This window comes from Actinacidiphila glaucinigra (assembly GCF_035918135.1).
GTDB classification, from domain to species: domain Bacteria; phylum Actinomycetota; class Actinomycetes; order Streptomycetales; family Streptomycetaceae; genus Actinacidiphila; species Actinacidiphila glaucinigra.
Genome location: NZ_CP109144.1, coordinates 531,425 through 549,439, shown reverse-complemented (window position 1 = coordinate 549,439; position 18,015 = coordinate 531,425). Strand labels below are relative to the sequence as shown.

General features: G+C 68.3%; 14 protein-coding genes and 2 pseudogenes. 8 read left to right on the top strand and 8 right to left on the bottom strand.

What is annotated here, in order from left to right; genetic code table 11:
- The first annotated feature begins 219 nt into the window (after positions 1 to 219).
- The gene (locus OIE69_RS02430) at positions 220 to 423 is read left to right on the top strand and encodes a cold-shock protein (RefSeq protein WP_326570263.1); all 204 of its coding nucleotides are present in this window, start codon (positions 220 to 222) and stop codon (positions 421 to 423) included.
- A 785-nt stretch (positions 424 to 1,208) separates the two neighbouring features.
- On the opposite strand, the gene OIE69_RS02425 is transcribed toward OIE69_RS02430, so the two are convergent.
- From OIE69_RS02425 to OIE69_RS02410, 4 genes and pseudogenes are all read right to left on the bottom strand, one after another.
- Positions 1,209 to 1,610 (bottom strand): hypothetical protein, encoded by a 402-nt coding sequence (locus OIE69_RS02425; protein WP_326570262.1) that lies wholly within the window; start codon positions 1,608 to 1,610, stop codon positions 1,209 to 1,211.
- Positions 1,611 to 1,926: 316 nt separating this feature from the next.
- The gene (locus OIE69_RS02420) at positions 1,927 to 2,100 is read right to left on the bottom strand and encodes a hypothetical protein (RefSeq protein WP_326570261.1); all 174 of its coding nucleotides are present in this window, start codon (positions 2,098 to 2,100) and stop codon (positions 1,927 to 1,929) included.
- Positions 2,101 to 2,899: 799 nt separating this feature from the next.
- Positions 2,900 to 3,247 (bottom strand): annotated as a pseudogene (locus tag OIE69_RS02415) (hypothetical protein); the annotation flags it as partial.
- Positions 3,248 to 4,140: 893 nt separating this feature from the next.
- Positions 4,141 to 5,511 carry a cytochrome P450 gene (locus OIE69_RS02410; protein WP_326570260.1) on the bottom strand — a complete coding sequence of 457 codons (1,371 nt, stop codon included), beginning with the start codon at positions 5,509 to 5,511 and terminating at the stop codon, positions 4,141 to 4,143.
- A gap of 559 nt (positions 5,512 to 6,070) precedes the next feature.
- On the opposite strand from OIE69_RS02410, the gene OIE69_RS02405 reads away from it, so the two are divergent.
- On the top strand, positions 6,071 to 6,994 hold the full coding sequence (locus OIE69_RS02405; protein WP_326570259.1) for an AraC family transcriptional regulator: 924 nt from the start codon (positions 6,071 to 6,073) through the stop codon (positions 6,992 to 6,994).
- 453 nt (positions 6,995 to 7,447) lie between these two features.
- On the opposite strand, the pseudogene OIE69_RS02400 reads toward OIE69_RS02405, so the two are convergent.
- The 3 genes and pseudogenes from OIE69_RS02400 to OIE69_RS02390 all read right to left on the bottom strand — a co-directional run bounded on the left by OIE69_RS02400 (position 7,448) and on the right by OIE69_RS02390 (position 10,965).
- Positions 7,448 to 7,925, bottom strand: a pseudogene (locus OIE69_RS02400) (HIT family protein).
- A gap of 250 nt (positions 7,926 to 8,175) precedes the next feature.
- On the bottom strand, positions 8,176 to 9,195 hold the full coding sequence (locus OIE69_RS02395; protein WP_326570258.1) for an SDR family NAD(P)-dependent oxidoreductase: 1,020 nt from the start codon (positions 9,193 to 9,195) through the stop codon (positions 8,176 to 8,178).
- A 348-nt stretch (positions 9,196 to 9,543) separates the two neighbouring features.
- Positions 9,544 to 10,965: a cytochrome P450 family protein gene (locus OIE69_RS02390; protein ID WP_326570257.1), complete on the bottom strand. Its 1,422-nt coding sequence runs from the start codon at positions 10,963 to 10,965 to the stop codon at positions 9,544 to 9,546.
- Positions 10,966 to 11,634: 669 nt separating this feature from the next.
- Here OIE69_RS02390 and OIE69_RS02385 point away from each other — a divergent pair.
- The 4 genes from OIE69_RS02385 to OIE69_RS02370 all read left to right on the top strand — a co-directional run bounded on the left by OIE69_RS02385 (position 11,635) and on the right by OIE69_RS02370 (position 13,098).
- Positions 11,635 to 11,775 carry a hypothetical protein gene (locus tag OIE69_RS02385; protein WP_326570256.1) on the top strand — a complete coding sequence of 47 codons (141 nt, stop codon included), beginning with the start codon at positions 11,635 to 11,637 and terminating at the stop codon, positions 11,773 to 11,775.
- An 86-nt stretch (positions 11,776 to 11,861) separates the two neighbouring features.
- Positions 11,862 to 12,056, top strand: a complete 195-nt coding sequence (locus OIE69_RS02380; protein ID WP_326580916.1) for a hypothetical protein — start codon at positions 11,862 to 11,864, stop codon at positions 12,054 to 12,056.
- A 392-nt stretch (positions 12,057 to 12,448) separates the two neighbouring features.
- Positions 12,449 to 12,673: a hypothetical protein gene (locus OIE69_RS02375; protein WP_326570255.1), complete on the top strand. Its 225-nt coding sequence runs from the start codon at positions 12,449 to 12,451 to the stop codon at positions 12,671 to 12,673.
- A 152-nt stretch (positions 12,674 to 12,825) separates the two neighbouring features.
- Positions 12,826 to 13,098: a hypothetical protein gene (locus OIE69_RS02370; protein WP_326570254.1), complete on the top strand. Its 273-nt coding sequence runs from the start codon at positions 12,826 to 12,828 to the stop codon at positions 13,096 to 13,098.
- Positions 13,099 to 13,391: 293 nt separating this feature from the next.
- On the opposite strand, the gene OIE69_RS02365 is transcribed toward OIE69_RS02370, so the two are convergent.
- Positions 13,392 to 15,314 (bottom strand): glycoside hydrolase family 35 protein, encoded by a 1,923-nt coding sequence (locus tag OIE69_RS02365; protein WP_392567446.1) that lies wholly within the window; start codon positions 15,312 to 15,314, stop codon positions 13,392 to 13,394.
- 77 nt (positions 15,315 to 15,391) lie between these two features.
- Here OIE69_RS02365 and OIE69_RS02360 point away from each other — a divergent pair, with 77 nt between their 5' ends.
- Both OIE69_RS02360 and OIE69_RS02355 read left to right on the top strand, forming a co-directional pair.
- Positions 15,392 to 16,414 (top strand): LacI family DNA-binding transcriptional regulator, encoded by a 1,023-nt coding sequence (locus OIE69_RS02360; RefSeq protein WP_326570252.1) that lies wholly within the window; start codon positions 15,392 to 15,394, stop codon positions 16,412 to 16,414.
- A gap of 265 nt (positions 16,415 to 16,679) precedes the next feature.
- Positions 16,680 to 18,005 (top strand): carbohydrate ABC transporter substrate-binding protein, encoded by a 1,326-nt coding sequence (locus OIE69_RS02355; protein WP_326570251.1) that lies wholly within the window; start codon positions 16,680 to 16,682, stop codon positions 18,003 to 18,005.
- Positions 18,006 to 18,015 lie beyond the last annotated feature (10 nt).

Below are 18,015 nucleotides of genomic sequence, written 5' to 3'. Positions count from 1 at the left end.
CGTGATCTTCTTCGGTGCTTCTTGACCAGCGAAGATCACGGCCTGCGTGGGTCCGGCACGGCGGCAGATCACCCGAACGAGCCGTCTGCGCCGACGGCGGGCGTATCCGGTGGCTAAAGCGCTGCATCATCGGGTATGTATGGGCCGCGGCCCAGAACGGGGGTCCGCCGGCGCATCCCGCAGGAGCGCCGCGTCAGCAGTATGTGAGGGACGAACACAGTGGCATCTGGTGTCGTGAAGTGGTTCAACTCGGAGAAGGGCTTCGGCTTCATCGAGCAGGACGGGGGTGGGCCGGACGTCTTCGCCCACTACTCGAACATCGCGGGCAACGGCTACCGCGAGCTGCAGGAGGGCCAGCACGTCACCTTCGACGTGACGCAGGGACAGAAGGGCCCGCAGGCGGAGAACATCGTCCGCAGCTGATCGCTGGGCAGCAGATGCGGCCCGCGCCGTCTCGAGTGGGGTCGACCTCCAGGTGGAGGTCGACCCGACCTCGTGCTTTTCGGGAGCGGTAGGGTGACCCGGGCAGCCGCCGTACCAGAGGCGGCCCCCACACCGTCAGCCTGTGAGCGTGAACAACTTCCGGGTTCGGCAGCTCCATCTTGCTCGAGCAGAGTGCGGCCGCCCTCGACGAGCTCCGTATTCGCTGGGCGTAGGGACAACGTGGTGCCTGCGGCTGGGCGGCACCACAACTGTTCAGCGACACCCAGCCACTCGGCCGTCCCGCGGCCGACCGGCCACGCTACCTCCCGTCTGTCAACGCCGGCCGGCGCTCGCTGGACCGCTGTTCGGCGGCCTCGAATCAAAGGTGCAGGAAGTGCCGGGCCTCCACACGGCAGCGTTGAGGGCTGTGGCGACGGCGGTCTGGGCCGCGCCTTTGAACAGCCCGACGTCCGCCTCATGTCGGCCAGGGGTTGGGCTTCACGGTGACTTCCTTCGGAGTCCGTGCTGGTCGACGTGCACGACCAGGGTGCCGTGGCTGTCGATCACCACCGAGATGCCGCGGGCATGGGGAGTGTCCGACCGAACGTCCAGATACCGTCCAAACCACTTCGGCACCCCACACGGCTCGTCACCGCAACCCAAAAGCCGTTGGGTGTCTCGATCAGTGGACCCCGCAGGTCAACGATCAACTCGCCGCCGTCCGTCGTCGCAGCAGAGTGGACAGCCCAGGCGTCGACTCCATGATTGATCAGGAGCCATGACCTCTAGTACGAGTTGCAGAGGCCCTCGTCCGGACAGAACATGGCCCACGTGAAGTTGTAGCCGTTCACTACGGTTACAGGATTTGGGTCGGGGGCGAAGTTGATGTGGGACCCCGTGTCGGGTGTGGCGGTGAAAGTGACCGTCGTTCCGACCTCGAAGCTCGCGGCGCAGGTGCCGGTTGGGTTCGGCTGCGGTTCTTCGGTGGCGTATGGGTCCCATGCCGTCGTGTGGCAGTTGATCCCGGCCGGCTGACTGGTGACGGTCCCGCCGCCCCAGCCGTCGAACCACACGTACAGTTGCGCGGTGGAAGCCTGAACCGGGGTGATGGAGGCGATCGCGACGGCTGTGGCGAACGCGGTGACGAACCCGGCCGCGCGCCGGGCGCCGTTGCTGTTCTTGCTCATGGGAGTCTCCTCGGATCGAATGGAACCCCCTCGAATCAGCGAGCAGCCTACTCGCCCCCCGGTAGATATGGTATGGGAGCGGGTATTGCGGTAACTTCCGTCAGACTTCGCTGGATATCGATTGAGTTGTGACAGAAAAACCCTGAATTGTGATCGGCCGTGTACGGTGCCCCTTGATTGTCCGGCTACCCGAGTCGACGCCGCTCCGTGCAGTGCCCCAGCCGACACCCGCCCCCTCCCGGCAGGTGGTGCCTAACGTGTGCTTGCACACGCTGGTCACCGCTCCGCGCTCGGCACATGGGCCCGGCCTGCTGCGCTACCCCTTTTCGATGAAGGTTGCCGTGGCGAAACCGATCACGACAGCAGCGGCAGTCGCGGCGGCACCGGCCGAGGTGGCGGAGTAGGCGCCGAGTTTGCCGACTGCGCTGGCGAAGGTGCCAACGGCGAACCCAACGTTCGCTGAAGCCGAGGCGATGATCGCAATCACCATTCCCCTCGGCGTGCGGTGGCGGCTTGCCTGGGGTGGTGTAGCGTCCAAGAGGAACTCCTGTGCTAGAGCGCGGGCAAGTTCGTACAGGGCCCGCCGGCCAATCTGTGAGAGGCAGCCGGTGGGCCCTTAGCGTGATAAGGCTAGGCGGGTGTCCCGCGCGACGGATATCCGAACCTCACGCTCTGTCAACCGCAATTTCCGCGTAGCACTCGCAGCGGCCCTCCCGCAGCTACTTCCGGAGCCACGGCGAGGCTCTGACCTGCGATGTGGATATGCAGCGCCCGACTCACAAAGAGTGGCGGCATATGTCGAATACCAGATGTTGTACATGGGCCCGCTCGGAACGCACGACGCCCTACTCCGTGGAGTCCCCGCGGATGAACCGAGTGACGCGGCTCTGGTCCGGCCTGTCGGTCTCAGACCCTAAGCCCTGCTGTGCAGGTCGCGGCGTCAGGCGCAGTCAAGCTGCCGGTATACGCGGCGGGCGAGGTCCCAGCGTACGTGCGGACGCGCACCCAGCTGAAGGAGGACCAGCTCAAGCCTGCCGCGGGGCAGGATCCGGCAGCCCTGCTGCGGATGTACCGAAGGAGCCACGGCTGGGGGAGTCTCAGCTCCACGGCCCGGCACCAGGGCAGCGCCGATGCGGCAGTTGTCGGATCGGCAGGCGGCGAGTATGACGGCCCGCTGCACCTGTCCCAGATGCCGCGTGGTCGGTGAACCCATCGTCTACGTCGGCCGCTGCCAGGCCTGCCGGGTAGCCGACGCCCGGAAGCACCAGCGCGGCGTCGCGCATCTTCTACCAGTCCTCAACGGCCTCGTGGACGTCGGACAGGACCTGGCGCAGGTTCATGGTGATCTGCTTCAGGTCCTCATGGTCGGTCTCGCGGTCGATCTCCACGTGGATCCAGGACTCGACCAGTGCATCGTGCGGTACACCGGAGGCGTCGCCGGGCGCGGCGTCCAGCACCTCCAGCAGCTTCCCGGTCACGTCACGGCGCACCAGCATCTGCGGGTGGACGACGACGTGGATCGCGTGGTCCTGCCGGGACAGTTCGTTGGTGCCGGAGTCGACCAGGAACGGCATGTCGTCGGTCACCACCTCGACGACGGTGGGGCTGCACGCCCAGCCGTTCTCCTCAGCCGAGGGAGCTGGGAGAGGCAAGGCTGCGACAACGTGAGGGGTGTTCGAGCCGTCGTCCGTTCACCACCGTCCTACAGCTGACCTCTGCGAGAGGAACAACTACCCCGCGGGGCGTCCGAAGCGGTCGGCCAGGCGTCCGGGCGGAGTCACTCCGGCGCAGGGGGCACTCGCTGTTGGGGTGGCCCGGTGGATCCGGCCGCGGATCGGGTGGACACAGGGCGAGAGCCTGCGTCGTCTGGCATTCGCGTTGCGGCCGTGGCTTGCTGCCGGGCTGTCCCGTGAGGACATCGCTGCCGAGCTCGCTTCCTCGCTCGGCAGCCGCGTACATCACCCGCACGCCGGCAGAAGGCCGCCCGCACGGACCCCGTGGCACTGCTGGACCCGCAGCTCCCTCCGGCACCGGCCTCTACCGTCGTGGCCGCGCCCTCAGCACTTCCTGGACGTGACCCTGCAGGTGCGGCACGCCTGGTCTGCCGTGCCACCGGCGGGAGTCGCTGGTCCACGTGCCGTCGGTGTTGTCGAGGATCTGGTGGGCTTCGTGGCCGCCGATGTCGAGCCCAGGCCCAGGAGTCCCGTGGTGAGCCGGACCGGCACCGCTGGGGTGGTGGTCCGCAACCTCTCGTACGTCCCGGCGGGGTCGGTCGTGAAGCCGCCTGCGAACAGAGGGAAGGCGCCGGCCGGGCAACGGGGCGGTTCAGGTGCGGACACGCGGGCTCTGGAAAAGTAGGGCTGGGCGCGTGCGGCCGCGCCCGGACAGCGGCACCGCCGGCGTCACATGACCAGGCTAGTGGAGTGAACAGGGTGCGTGACGTGTGGAGTTGCATCCGGCCGGGCGTGCACTTGGGCGGTAGCGCACCGGTGCCGGGCCCAGTCGCGGGCCTGGCACCGGCGGCATGTTGTCAGGCCGGGGAGATGACGGGGGCGTCCCGACGCATCACGGTCATGGGCAGGTGGTCGGGGTGCGGGACGGCGGAGGTGGCTTCCTTCGGTGACGTACCGGGAACGTGGCGAAGCTGCCAGCGGGGCAGGATCGTGGCGAGCGCGATGATGATCGCGGTCCAGGCGAAGGCGTCGCCGATGCACTTGCGGTTGCCGGCGCCGAACGGCAGGAACACGCTGCGGGGCCGGTCCCCGGAGTTCTCTGGCAGCCACCGGTCGGGGTCGAAGCGCTCCGGGTCGGGGTAGGCCCGCGGGTCACGGTGCAGGGCATAGAGGCTGAAGGCGACCTCGGTGCCCGGCATGAGGTCGTAGCCGCCGAGCTCCACGGGCTTGGTCGCGCGTCGCATGAGGAGGGTGACGCCGTGCAGGCGGACCGTCTCGTCCAGGACGCGTTGCATCAGCGGGAGCCGACGGACGTGGTCGAAGGAGATCGGTCCGTCCCCGACGACCTGTTCGATCTCGGCGACCAGCCGCGCCTCGATGTCGGGTTGGCGGGCTATCTCGTGGAAAACCCAGGCCAGGGTGCTGGCGGTGGCTTCGGTGCCGGCGAACAGGATCGTGCCGAGTTCGTCACGGACCTCGGTGTCGCTCAGCGGCTGGCCGGTGTCGGCGTCCCGTGCGTCCAACAGCGTCGACAGGACGTCCGGTGCGTCCGGCGCGTAGGCGTCGCCGGCCGCGCGGGCGTCGGTGATGACCTTGTCGAGGACGTCGTGGAGTTCGCGGGTCGCGGCGTCGAAGCGTCGGTTGGCCGGGATCGGCACGTGGTCGAGCAGTTTCGGGGAGACCGTTCGCAGGAGCAGGTTCTCGATGATGATCGGGACGTTGCGCTGGACGCAGTCGCGGGCCAGGGCTCCGATGTCGCTGGAGAACATCGACGCCGCCACGGTCGAGACGACGAACTCGCCCATCACCTGCTCTACCGCCAGCCTCGTGCCGGGGCTCCAGGACGCGGTGATCTGTTGGGCGTGGTCGGCCATGAGCTGGGCGTATCCGGCGATGCGATCACGGTGGAACATCGGCTGCATCAGGCGACGGTGGCGGCGGTGGGTGTGGGCATCGGCGGTCGCCAGGCCGTTCCCGACCAGGCTTCGCAACCGGTCGAAGAAGCGGCCCTTCTCGAAGCTGGCCGATTTACCCACCATGACGTCGTGGGCAAGGCCGAACGAGTTCACGAAGAACACCGGCATCGTCCCGATATCGACGCGCACCAGGTCGCCTGTGTCACGCAGGGACGAGACGAACCTCAGTGGTGAGCGCGCCAGTGGTACGGCGTGCCCGAACAGCGGCAGCCGGCCCGGGGCCCGCGGAACGGACTTCAACCCCACAGACATGCGAACATCCCTTCTTCATGATCCACAGTGCAGAGTCGTGACGGAAAGGGTTGGAGGTCGCCGACCGGCGACGCCTACGAGAGGACGGCCGTCGCGGCCGCGACAGCGCGCGTGTAGGGGGAAGGCCGCAGGCTTGCTGCCGCCAGTGAGGCGGCGTGCGCGCAGGCCAGGAAGGGCCCCGCGGGGGCCGCAAAAGGGGCAGATGGGTCGAGGATCGTGGACCGGTGGGGGGTGTGCACCACGATCGATCACCTCGGCTGTTCACGTTGGCACCACTCACGGCCGGGTGAGCGGCGCGAGCGGTTCATATGACAGGGTCAATCGTCTCGCCGACGATGATCACGTCAAGAGTGTCGAATGAGCCAAAGTCGTGACCGACTCTGACGCTTCACGACTCCTTTTCTGCTCCATCGCTTCACCAGACCACGTGGTGCACAGGGATCAGGATGCGGCCGAGCAGGATCACTCGTCCCGCGCCGCGGATGTGGGCCGAGCCATCGCGGGGATCAGGAGCGCCGGCCGTTGGGTCCGTGCGAGATGCCGATGCGATAGTGCGGCTATGAGTGACGAGCTTGCGGCAGTGTTTGACCTGCTCGAAGTCAACGGGGTCATATCCGCCGGCTTCACCGTGGGAGGCAGATGGCGCACCCGGTTCCGCCCGCAGGTACACCTGAAACTGCTCACGGTTGCCCGAGGAGGCGTTCGGGTGTCCGTGAACCATGAGGCGGTGTCCCTTCGGGTGGGTGTGGGGGACGTCGTGGTGCTCAATGGCTGCGAGTCCGTTCTGATCGAGGACGACCTTGAGAGCGGGGGGCTCCAGACATCGTTCACACATCCTGCTGACCAGGCGTTCTTCGACGCCGGTGGGGGAGACGACACTGTTGTCGTAGGCGGCCACATCGACCTTGCCGAAGGGGCCGAATCACTGGTCGCGGGCCTGGGCGGCCCGCTCCTGCGCCTTCCTGCCGGCACAGACACCGCCAGACTTACGGGCATCCTGAATCACCTACTCGACGAGGCCAGGTCGGCGCGATTGGCCTCGGAGCCGGCCGGTAGGCTGCACGCTCGTCTGGTCATCCTCGAAATCCTGCGTGCGGCTGTGCAGGAGGGTGAGTCCGTGCCCGCTGGCTGGGCACGCGGGCTTCTGGACGACGGCATCCGCCCCGCCCTGCGCGCCATGCATGACGATCCAGGGCATCCATGGGGTCTGGAAGAGCTCGCTCGCCGCTCGGCGATGTCCCGCACCGTATTCGCCGAACGGTTCGTCTCCGTGGTCGGGAAGCCGCCCCTGACGTATCTGACGGGCTGGCGGATGTATGTGGCCCGACGGGCTCTTCGCCAGGGCGACGTACGTGTCGACGAACTAGCGTTGCGGCTTGGCTATTCCACGGCCAGTGCCTTCAGCACTGCCTTCCGTCGTGAGACCGGTGCTTCCCCCAGGACCTACCGGTCGCTGTACGCCGGGACGGTGCCTGCTGTCTGAGATGCCGTGTGGATGCTCTCATTCACCTCAGGTAGCTGGTCCGACGTGGTCTTTCCGGTTTCGGCATGCAGGGGTCCGGCTGGCCGAGCGCCGCCGCGCTCCGGCAAAAGACGAAGACCACGCGGCGTCTCGGTGAGACCGCTTCTCTGGGGTTGTGGCCTGAGCTACCGCCACGGCCTCAAATTCCCAGCGGATTCCGCTCACGTCAGCAAGTGGCCGCGGAACGTGACCCGCTGGAACCGACCGCGACCCGCAACTGTTCCCACTCTCACCAGCCAGTCACCCCAACCTGCAGCAGACCCTCGCGCTTCTCGCGACACCCGAAGCCGCCCGTCCTTCCGTCCCCACCAGCAGCCCCGACATCGTTCCACTGCGGCGGACTCAGTGACCGTCGTCCACCGACCGTCACTGATCACCGAGCCCGCCGACCTGACGGTCGGCGGGCTCACACCGTCAGCCCATCGAACGCAATCGATCCAGTTCGCTCCCGATCCCGTCCCTCAGCACGTCATGCTGCGGCCCCAGCCTGAACCCGTCGTCACTCCACCGGTCAGCCGGATACAGCCACACCGGCCTGCCCACCAGCTCAGCCGGCTCCCACTCGAACCGCGGCCAGACATGGGCATGCAAGAACGGGTCTGTTCCCCAGAATCTCCAAGTTGACACGGCGGAAGCCGGAGTCCAGGCGTCGGCAGACGCGCTCTACAGCTTCTCCGAGCCGGTCCATGTCGGACAGAAACGACAGCCGCCTCGCCTTCGGCAGATCAGATAGCCGCTGAACACCTGGCTCGTCCACGAGGAGAACCGAGTAACCCGGCAAGAACTGAACGTCGCCGATCACCGCGAAACCCGACTCAAGCCGCCGCAGCACGGTCGGGTTCTCACCTCGCAGAGCGGCCCCGATCCGATCCATCCTCCAGTCACCGGTCATGGCCTCAACTTAGCCACAGGTGATCAAGGCCCGCTCTTCGCTCCCCAACCTCCCCACACACATCAAGAACCAACCAAACGAGGCGAGCACCGACCCCGGCCGTTTTCACGAATGTCATCACGGCCGGCGTTTGGCGATTGAGCATGGCGCTCACGCTTGCCCTGGCGTAGGGACGGCTGGGGCATTCCGTGCGAAATCAGGCGGGCGGGCCGGGCTTGCTTGATTGGGCTGCACCGGACCGTATTCCCTTCTAGGGGATCCGGGTGCCGATCACGAGGCGCTCGCTGAGGTCCCAGAGCCGGTCGGCGATGCTGCGGTCGATGGCGTGCGGGACGACTCCCACTGGGGTGTCGCCTGCCACGGCAAGCGCCTGCAAGTGGGCAGGCTCGGGAAGCGCGACGAGCGGGGAAACCTCGTTGTTCTCTCCGTAGACGCCGCCGTGGCCGGTCAGACGGGGGTCGGTGGCCATCCAGGTCTGGGTGGACGCGCCCTGCTGAGGGGTCTTCTTGCCGGCCTCAGGGTCGATGACCCAGTTGCCTTCCTCGTCCATCAGGTTCATGGCGCGGAGGATCTCGGGGGTCGCCCAGGGGGAGAGGTCGGTGCTCGGGATCGCTCCGGGGTGGACGGCGAACGCTTCGATGCCGTCGTCGGCGCCCCGGGCCGTGACACCGACCGCGTGCAGGATGTTCGCGGTCTTGGACTGCCCGTAGCCGAGGATCCACTCGTAGCCGCGACGCTCGAACATCGGGTCGTCGAAGTCGATCGGTGACATGCGGTGCGCCCAGGCCGCGACGTTCACTACCCGCGCGCCGCCTGCGGCTGCGAGCGCCGGCCACAGCTGCTGCACCAGCTGGAAGTGGCCGAGGTGGTTGGTGGCGAAATGCGCTTCGTAGCCGCAGACATTACGGGTGAGGGGCAGCCCCATGATTCCGGCGCTGTTGACGAGGATGTGCAGCGGCCGGCCCGAGGCGACGAAACGGGTGGCGAAATCGTCCACGACACTGGGGTCGGCTAGATCCAGCCGGTCGACCTCTATGTCGTCGGCGATGCTCTCCAGCCGAGCCCGGCCCTTGGCGGGATCGCGGACAGGCACCACGACGTGGGCGCCTGCGGCGTGCAGGGCGCGGGTGGTCTCCAGCCCAACCCCGGAGTGCCCGCCGGTCACCACCGCCGTTCCGCCCGTGAGATCGATACCCGCGACGACCTCGAGAGCGCTGTGCGCTGCGGTGAAACCGGACCCGATGGGCTGCTGCCTGAACTGTGTCGTCATGTCGTCCTCCTGCCAGCCGTTGTGCTGGCGGTGGTGCGGTGGGGGTGTTGAGGTAACCGCTGCTGTCGCCAGCCGTCGAAGTCGGCAGGTCCTGAGTGCGGTGCGCGATTCGTTCTCGCGCACTGATCACACTAGGTACGGGGCTGCTTGAGAATGATCTTCCGGCGTCCGTAGTTCTTGCGCGATCGTCCGGAAGCCACCAACCGCTGTTCTCGCATCTGCTCGGGTCGCTTGGCGCCCTGCGCGCACGGCCGTGCCCGGGGACCTGCGTTCCCCCTGCAGACGAACGTCCCGTCCCAGGCCCTCTACGGGCCCGGGACGGGACGTCGGTTGGGAGTGGAGCTGTGGCTACAGGCCGAGCAGGCGCCGCCACCAGGGCTTACGGGCTGTCAGCGGAGCGGGCGCCGCGGCGGGGGTCGTCGACAGCTGGTGCTGCGGTACGGCCTGCGGCAGCGCAGACGCCGCCTGCTGGGCGACCTGTGCCTGCGTCGTCGTGGCCGGTGATTCGGGGGCCTTGCGGGTGAACTCCACCGGGAGCGTGATCAGGGGGTGTGCCATCCAGGTGAAGACGCGCTGCGTCTCGCCGGCGACCCGCAGGTCGGGCAGCCGGGTCAGCAGGACATCGCACGCGGTTTCGACGATGGCCCGGCCGATGTTCTGTCCGGGGCACTCGTGGCCGCCGCCGCTGAATGCCAGGTGTGAGCGGTTGCCGTGCATGGGCGCTGTGAGGTCGGGACGGACCTGCGGGTCGGCGTTGCCGGCCGCCAGGCCCATCAGGACCATGTCACCCTTCTCGATGGTCTGTTCGCCCAGCGTGGTGGGTCCGGTGGCGTACCGGGCCGGCAGGACAGCCAGCGGTGGCCGGTCCCACAGGATGTGGTCGACGGACTCCTCCAGCGTCTGCGTGCTCCCGTTGAGGCTGGCGCGCGTCCTGACGTCCGTGAGGTAGATCTCGATGGTGTCCGCGAGCAGGCCGCTGGTGGTGGTGTGCGCGGCGACCAGCGTGTGCCGCAGGTGTTCGGCGACCTCAGTGTCGGTCAGGCGCGCATCGTCCTGGATCAGGAAGCTCGGCAGGTCGTTCTCGGGCTTGACCTTGCGGGCGGTGACCAGGTCCTGCAGGACCTGCATGACGAACCCGTTGCTGGCCGCCGCGGTGTCGGTGCCGGCGATGAGGTCCTGGCAGGCCGCGATCAGCTTCGGGGCGGTCTCCTCAGGGACGCCGAGCAGTCGCATCATGGTGAGCATCGGGACCTGCTGGGCGTACTGCGCGACCAGATCGGCGTGCCCGTCCCGGCAGAACCCGTCGATCAGCGTGTTGGCGATGTGCTGGATCCGCCGCCGGACCCCGATGTTGTTGAACTTCGCGAGGCTGGCGTTGACGGCTCCGCGCAGGCGGCGCTGCTCGTCGCCCTCGGAGAAGTTCACCAGCGGCTGCCAGAAGAGCAGCGGGGCCAGCGGGTGCTCGGGGGTGAGACTCTCGCTGTCCCGCCACAGTCGGGAGTCGGCCGAGAACCGCGAGGGGGTCCGCATGACCTCCATGTTCTCCCGATGCCCCAGCACCAGCCACGCTCGGACCCCGCCGGGGATCTCCACGGGCGCTACGGCCCCGTGCTTCGCGCGCAGTTCTGCGTACAGCTGCTGGGTGTTCTCCACGGCTTTCGGCGCGTGCAGCTGCTGCAGACCGTCGGCGTACAGGCCATGTGCAGGGCAGCCGGGGGGCGGCACGGCCGCGGGAGCGGACTGGGGGTGTTCGGGCGGAGAGGTGGTCACGAGGCCTCCGGGGGCATGGTGAAGTACCGAAGCGAGCGGGTGAGCGAAGCACGGCGTCGTCGACCGGCCGTGACCGCTCCTTCCATGGGCAGGCAGTACCGCGGATCCCCCCTAAGTCCCGTGGTGCGACTGCGTGTTGGCAGCATATCCACACTGAGAGCAACGTCGGACGCTTGATCGTCCAGCGCTGCGAGGTGCAGCAGTCGCGGCGTGGCAGGCAGACGAACGACTGCGAACCGTGCGCGTATCGACGACACAGAGCGCCTCGACCGGGGCCAGCCGTTGCCAGGGACATGCCGCGCAGGTTAGGACAGGTCAGCGGCCGATGCGGTGTGTTCATCGCATTGCACCTCCCTGAACGCAACCGTGCGCCCCCCTCCGGCGGGCGGACGACCGGACAGTAGCCATAGGCGGGCTCGCCCGTGACGGTCGGCGGTGGCTACGGAGAGGGGGGCCTGGCCGCTTGACGTGGTGCTGAAGAGGATCCCAGTCCGAGAGCAGGCCGGGGGGGATCTGGCTTATGTTGGCAACACAAGGTGACGGTCACGCGGGGGGCCCGCGTTACGCAGTGGTTGCGGCGCATTGTCCGTGATGGACCGTAGCGGCGGACAAGCGGCATGATCTTGACCAGGCCAGGAAGGACTGGATCGCCACCCCTACTGCCCCGACGTGACACAAGCCGCAGGCCGGACGAACTTCTACAAGATCGAAGCCGTCTTCGTGGGCTACGACATGGTGTACCAGGTCCAGGCCGTTGTCACCGTCAGCCGAACCGCGGTGACTGACCTGGGGGCCGGCGGGCCGCGGTAGGGAGCGCGATCGGGAACCGACAGATCGTGAGGTGCGTCCGTCAGATGACGGGTCGGCGGGACCCTCTGTTTGCGGAGCTGGAGAACATGTTCGTTGTGGTGTTGCTTGGTGTACTGGCGCTCGTCGTCGGCGGCTGCGTATGCGTGGTGTGGGCGGAGCGCGGCGGGCCCCGCTGGGTCCGCGTCGTTGCGACCGGGACGCTTGCTGCGGGCGAGTTGCTCCGTCAGTCGGACAGGAGCCGGCGCCGGAGCATGAGCCGGACGGGCGGCGACGGCGACTAGTACTCCAGCAGCCCTTCGCTGTCTGGCCTGGTGAGAGGCGTTGTTCGGAGTGTGCGGAGGGGATTGTCGATCTGGGGCGCTCTCGCCGGATTGCCCCTCCAGCGACTGGAGCCGTCGCTTGTAGTGGCGGTGGCGTGCGATGGCCTGGTGTCTGCGTCGCCAGAGCGACCGGCCCACGGTGTGGACGCGGAGCGGACGGTCAGGTTGGGGCGGGCGGCGAGTTGCCAGGAGCCGGTGGACTTCTGCCACGGTGAGTGGGACCAGGGTGCCGGAACCGATTCTGCATCCCCCTTTGCCGCCGCTTGAGCTGCGGTGGCCGAGCCGGACTCCTGTGGCACACCGCGACGTGCGATCAGCGGCTTGATGGCGCGTTGCCACACCAGGCACGTGTCGTGGTCGTAGTCGCCGCGGTCGTCGAAGAGCGTGTCGCGTCGTTCAAGCGGCCCGCCGACCAGGCCGGCTACGGACGGGACCTATACCTCCAGCGGTGCCGGCTCCGTGATGTCGTTGCGATTGCCGCCACTCAGCGACACGGCGAGCGGGATGTCCCGCATGTGAAGGAGGAGATGGTGCTTGCTGCCCGACCGGGCACGGTCGACCGGGCGGAGCCCGTTTGAGGCCCTGCGGGCGGCCCGTCCATGGCGGGAGTCGGCCGCCGCCGTTGACCGGCCGAACTGCCTCGGCACCCGCAGCCGAGTCGGAAACAGGTGGAGCCTTCCCCATTACAGTCTGCTCATACACCGGCCGCAACCTTACCGAAGAGGTTCAGATGCTCTACCAGAGCCCTGCCGACTTCTGCGCCGAGTACGCGAGAGCGCACAACCGCGGCAAAACTGATGGGTCCGGCGCCGTGACCGGGCTGGAAGAGGTGACCGTCGTCAGCGAGACCCCGCAGACGGCGCGGATCGAGGCGCTGTGGTTCTCCTCCGGCCACGACCCGTATTCCGGGTACTACGACGTTTTTGAGCGCACCGCCTTCGTCCTGGTCAAGCAGCACGGCGGGTGGCGCCTGCACTCCGAGAAATCTCTCGGCTACGAGTGACCCCTGATCAGCGTCTTTGCCCCTGTGCCACGCACGCCATCGTCACCGCCGTCACCGGCCTGCTCGCCGACCGGCCCCTGCGCTTGCTGAAGATCTGGCGCGAGTAGATCCCGACACCGTCCTCCTCGAATGCACCCTCGCCAAGGACGCCAGCGTCGCTCCCGAGGGCACCGGCTGCAGCTGTCTGGCGCTCCTCTCCCCTGCCGGCCCGTTCGCCGACCCGGACGGGTTCGTGTGGGAGACGGGCGCGGCCGGGTGAGCGGAAGGGGAGCGGAGGGGGCGCCCCGGCCCGATCAGTCGAACTCTTCGACGTACTCCTCGGTCGGGCCCAGTTCGGGCTCGTCCCGGAGTTCCAGGGTGTCCCCGAGGCCCTCGAGTTCGAGGACGGTGACGGTGTTGACGCCCGCGTGCAGCAGCGGCGCCGGGCAGTACAGGGTGACCTGGGGGCCGATGTCCCAGTGGCGGCCGAGCAGGAAGCCGTTCACCCAGACCAATCCGTGCACCGAGCCCGGCAGCGCCAGGAACGTGTCGGCGGGCGCGTCGGCGTGGAACTCGGCGACGGCGAACCCGGCATCCGTACCGGTGACCGAGTCGGCACCCGTACCGGTGACCGAGCCGGCGCCCGCGTCCAGCGCCGCCGACAGCTCCCGCTCGGACCAATCGGGCAGTGCCACCGGCGTGCTCTCCCAGCCCTGGACCATGCGCCGGTCGACCAGGACGGGACCGAGCAGCCCCTTGGGACGGCCCACGCTCGGACCGTAGTTGACTCTGCCGAGGCTCTCGACCAGGACGTCCAGACCGACGGTCTCCCCGGTGCCGGTGATCTTCAGCTCGGGGGAGTCCGCGTCGGCGACGCCGAGGTAGACGCCGTCGGCGAAGACCAGGGCGCGGTCGCGGACGTCGGTGAAGACCAGCCGGTGTTCGCCGGCGGGGATGCGCGGGCGGGCGGTGCAGCGCACCAGGCCCGCGTCCAGGCCGAGTCGTTCGAAGGTGGCGGGTCGCGGCGCGGCCGAGGTCTCCACCGGTACGGCTCGGAGCGCGGCGTCGAGGCCATCGAGCAGGCCGGCACGGCGGACCAGCGCGACCCGGGACGGCGGGAGGACGGGAAGCCGCTCGGGGGAACGCAGCGGCCCGGTCGCGCCCAGTACCTCGCGCATCGCGTGGAACTTCGGCGTGAAGCGGCCGTCCTCGGCGATCGGCGCGTCGGAGTCGTAACTGGTGACGACGGGCTCCAGCCGGCCCTCGGTCTCGTTGGCGCCGGCCCACAGACCGAAGTTGGTGCCGCCGTGCGCCATGTAGATGCTGACGCTGCCGTGGTCGTCGAGGATGCCGCTCAGGGTGTGGACGGCGCTGTCGACACTGCGGACGTGGTGCCGTTTGCCCCAGTGGTCGAACCAGCCGTTCCAGAACTCCGCGACGACGAAGGGCTCCTGTGGCCGGCGGCTGGTCAGCAGCTCGCGGGCCGCCTTGGGCTGGGAGCCCAGGGTGGCGGCGGTGAGGGTGCCGGGCAGCGTGCCGCCGTCCAGCATCAGTTCGGTGGGGCCGTCGGCGGTGAACAGCAGTTCCGTGATGCCCCGTTCGGCGAGGGCCTGGCGGTTCCAGCGCAGATAGGCGTGGTCGTCGCCGTAGGAGCCGAACTCGTTCTCCACTTGGACGGCGACGACCGGTCCGCCCTGGGACGCCTGCAACGCGGCGAGGCGGGGGATCAGTTCGCCGAACCAGCCGGCAACGGCCGAGGTGAACTCCGGGTCGGAGCTGCGGATCGCGAGGTCCCGTCCGGTCAGCCAGCTGGGCAGGCCGCCGTTGGACCACTCGGCGCAGATGTAGGGACCGGGCCGGACCACGACGTCCAGGCCTTCCTCTCCCACCGTGCGGATGAACCGCTCCAGGTTCCGCCAGCCGTCGAAGCGCGGCGTGCGGTCCTCTCGGGGCTGGTGGAAGTTCCAGGCGACGTAGGTGTCGACGGTGTTCAGCCCGAGGTCGGCGATCCGGCGGACGCGGTCGCGCCAGAGGTCGGGGTGGACCCGGAAGTAGTGCAGTGCCCCGGACAGGATGCGGTGGGGGATCCCGCCGCGGTACAGGCGGCCGTCTCGCCAGGAGAGCAGTGCGGGGGAGGCGGCCGTCGCCGCCGCGCCCGAGGGCGCGGCGAGGGGGGTCGCGGCGGCTTCGGCCGGGCGCGGCGGCGGGCCGATGTTCGTCGTGGGCGACTCGTTCACCAGGGGAGCGTATGTTACCGATGACATCAGTAACAAGCCTGCTAAGGTCCTCCGAACCGATCGGGGGAGGGAACACCATGAACGAGGACGCCTCGCGGCCGCGGCAGCCGAGCATGGCCGACGTGGCCAGGGTCGCCGGAGTGTCGGCCCAGACCGTCTCCCGCGTCCTGCGGGGCTCGCCGAACGTCAATCCTGAGACGTCCCGGCGGGTCCTGGCCGCCGTGGAGCAGATCGGCTACCGCTTCAACAGCGCCGCGCGGACCCTGTCCTCGGGCCGCAGCCACACCATCGGCCTGGTCCTGCTGGCCTCCGGCGGGTACTACTCGCGCTCGGCGGTGACCGCCGGTGTGGAGTCGGCGGCCGGCGAGGCCGGGTACGCGGTGAGCATCGCGACCATCTCCGCTCTGGACGTGGGCCTGATGGAGCGTTCCCTGGCCAAGCTCGCCGACCAGAACGTCGACGGCTTCGTGATCGCGGTGCCACTCATCTCGGTGACCCGCAAGATGGAGGAGATCACCCGGGACATCCCGACCGTCACCCTGGACGGGTCGCGGACCGCGGGTGCCCGGGTGCTCGGCATCGACCAGCGCGAGGCCGGCCGGATCGCCACCCAGCACCTCCTCGACCTGGGACACCGTCAGGTGTGGCACGTCTCCGGGCCGGACGAGTGGATCGAGGCCCGGCAGCGCCGGGAGGGCTGGCGGGAGTGCCTGGAGCAGGCCGGAATCGAGGCTCCGCCGCCGCTGGAGGGCGACTGGTCGCCCGTCTCCGGTTACCGGCAGGGGCAGATCATCGCGATGATCCCCGAGGTCACGGCGGTCTTCGTGGCCAGCGACGAGATGGCCTTCGGGGTGATCAAGGCGCTGCGCGAGCGGGGCCGTTCGGTGCCGGAGGACGTGTCCATCGTGAGCGTCGACGACATCGCCCTGGCCGCGTTCTGCGCGCCGCCGCTGACCGCCGTACGGCAGGACTTCTTCGGCTACGGCGCCGCGGCCGTACGGCTGTTGCTGGACGCGGACGCGGACACGGGTTCGGAGGAGGCCGTGGGTACCCCCACGCTCTCCGTACGGGCCTCCACGGCGCCGCCGCGCGCCGTCTGAGGGGCGCCCGCGGGGCGCTCAAGAGCCATGTTTCGGCTGTGAGCTGATCCGACGGCATCCAACCCCTTGCGCCCGTCATGTGATCGATGCCATGGTACCCAGCATGTTATCGGTGCCACCGTAACAACGCCGGGTCGTACGTCCACCGGATCCGGGGTGCGGTGGCGTGGTGCCCGCGACGCGGAGGGGCCCCGGACGGGGTCCGTGACGGGCCCGCACTGCCGCTCAAGTCAGGTGGGCGTACGTCCATGGGAAGGACCCCCAAATGAGGAGATCGTTCGCCTTCGCCGGCACCACGGTCATGGCGCTCTCGCTGCTCGTCGGCTGCTCGTCCGCCGGTGACTCGGACTCCGGCTCGGGCACGACGACCCTCAAGGTCGCCGCTCTCGAGGGCGGCTACGGCAAGGACATGTACAACCAGGTCATCAAGGCCTACGAGTCCTCGCACCCGGACGTCGACGTCCAGCTCCAGATCTCGAAAAGCATCGAGGACGAGATCACGCCGAACATGAAGGCCGGCAAGTACCCGGACGTCGTCGTGCTCGGCCAGGGTCGCGAGGCCGGTCTCACCGAGACCCTGATCAAGGACAAGGCGCTGGAGGACCTCACCCCAGTCCTGGACACCAAGGTCCCCGGCGGGGAGCAGACGGTGGGCGAGAAGCTGACCGACGGCATCGTCGGCAACCTCAACACCAACCCGTACAGCACGGACAAGACGTACCTGATGCCGATGTACTACTCCCCGACCGGCCTCTTCTACGACAAGGGCCTGTTCAAGGAGAAGGGCTGGGACGTCCCGACCACCTGGGACGAGATGTTCGAGCTGGGCGACAAGGCGAAGAAGGAGGGCATCGCCCTCTTCACCTATCCGACCGCCGGCTACCTCGACTCGTACTTCTACGCCCTGCTCGCCGACGTCGGCGGGGAGCAGTTCTACCAGGACGTCATGACGTACAAGAAGGGCGTCTGGAAGACGGAGCAGGCCAAGAAGGTCCTCGACATCACCACCAGGCTGCTCGGCTACGCCGGGAAGTCCACCGTCGGCTACGCCAACGAGCAGGACTTCACCAAGAACCAGCAGTCGATCCTCGACAACAAGGCGCTGTTCATGCCGAACGGCACCTGGATCACCGGCGAGATGGCCGACGCGCCCCGCTCGGACGGCTTCGAGTGGGGCCTGACCCCGCTGCCCTCGGTGAACGAGGGTGACACCCGCTACCTGACCACCTCGGTCGAGTCGGTCTGGGTGCCCAGCGCCGCCAAGAACAAGGACGAGGCGCAGGAGTTCATGGCCTTCCTGTACTCGGACGAGGCCGCGAAGATCTTCGCCAAGTCGAACGCGATCCAGCCCGTCAAGGGCCTCTCGGACAGCCTGACCGGTGAGAGCACCGAGTTCTACTCGCTCTACGACGACAAGTCGGTCTCCGCGCTGGTCGGCGGCTTCGCCTCGACGAACCCGGTCGAGGGTGTCGACATCAAGTCGACCCTGTTCGACACCGCCAACAGCATCATCAGCGGCGACACCACCGAGGCCAAGTGGCAGGCGGCGCTGGACGAGGCCAGCGACAAACTGAGCCAGGCGGGCAACTGACCGGCCCGGC

Coding starts and splice junctions, on each gene's coding strand:
- OIE69_RS02425 (WP_326570262.1), bottom strand. CDS start 1,610: ATGAGCAAGAACAGCAACGGCGCCCGGCGCGCGGCCGGGTTCGTCACC.
- OIE69_RS02420 (WP_326570261.1), bottom strand. CDS start 2,100: ATGGTGATTGCGATCATCGCCTCGGCTTCAGCGAACGTTGGGTTCGCC.
- OIE69_RS02410 (WP_326570260.1), bottom strand. CDS start 5,511: ATGTCTGTGGGGTTGAAGTCCGTTCCGCGGGCCCCGGGCCGGCTGCCG.
- OIE69_RS02405 (WP_326570259.1), top strand. CDS start 6,071: ATGAGTGACGAGCTTGCGGCAGTGTTTGACCTGCTCGAAGTCAACGGG.
- OIE69_RS02395 (WP_326570258.1), bottom strand. CDS start 9,195: ATGACGACACAGTTCAGGCAGCAGCCCATCGGGTCCGGTTTCACCGCA.
- OIE69_RS02380 (WP_326580916.1), top strand. CDS start 11,862: ATGTTCGTTGTGGTGTTGCTTGGTGTACTGGCGCTCGTCGTCGGCGGC.
- OIE69_RS02370 (WP_326570254.1), top strand. CDS start 12,826: ATGCTCTACCAGAGCCCTGCCGACTTCTGCGCCGAGTACGCGAGAGCG.
- OIE69_RS02360 (WP_326570252.1), top strand. CDS start 15,392: ATGAACGAGGACGCCTCGCGGCCGCGGCAGCCGAGCATGGCCGACGTG.
- OIE69_RS02355 (WP_326570251.1), top strand. CDS start 16,680: ATGAGGAGATCGTTCGCCTTCGCCGGCACCACGGTCATGGCGCTCTCG.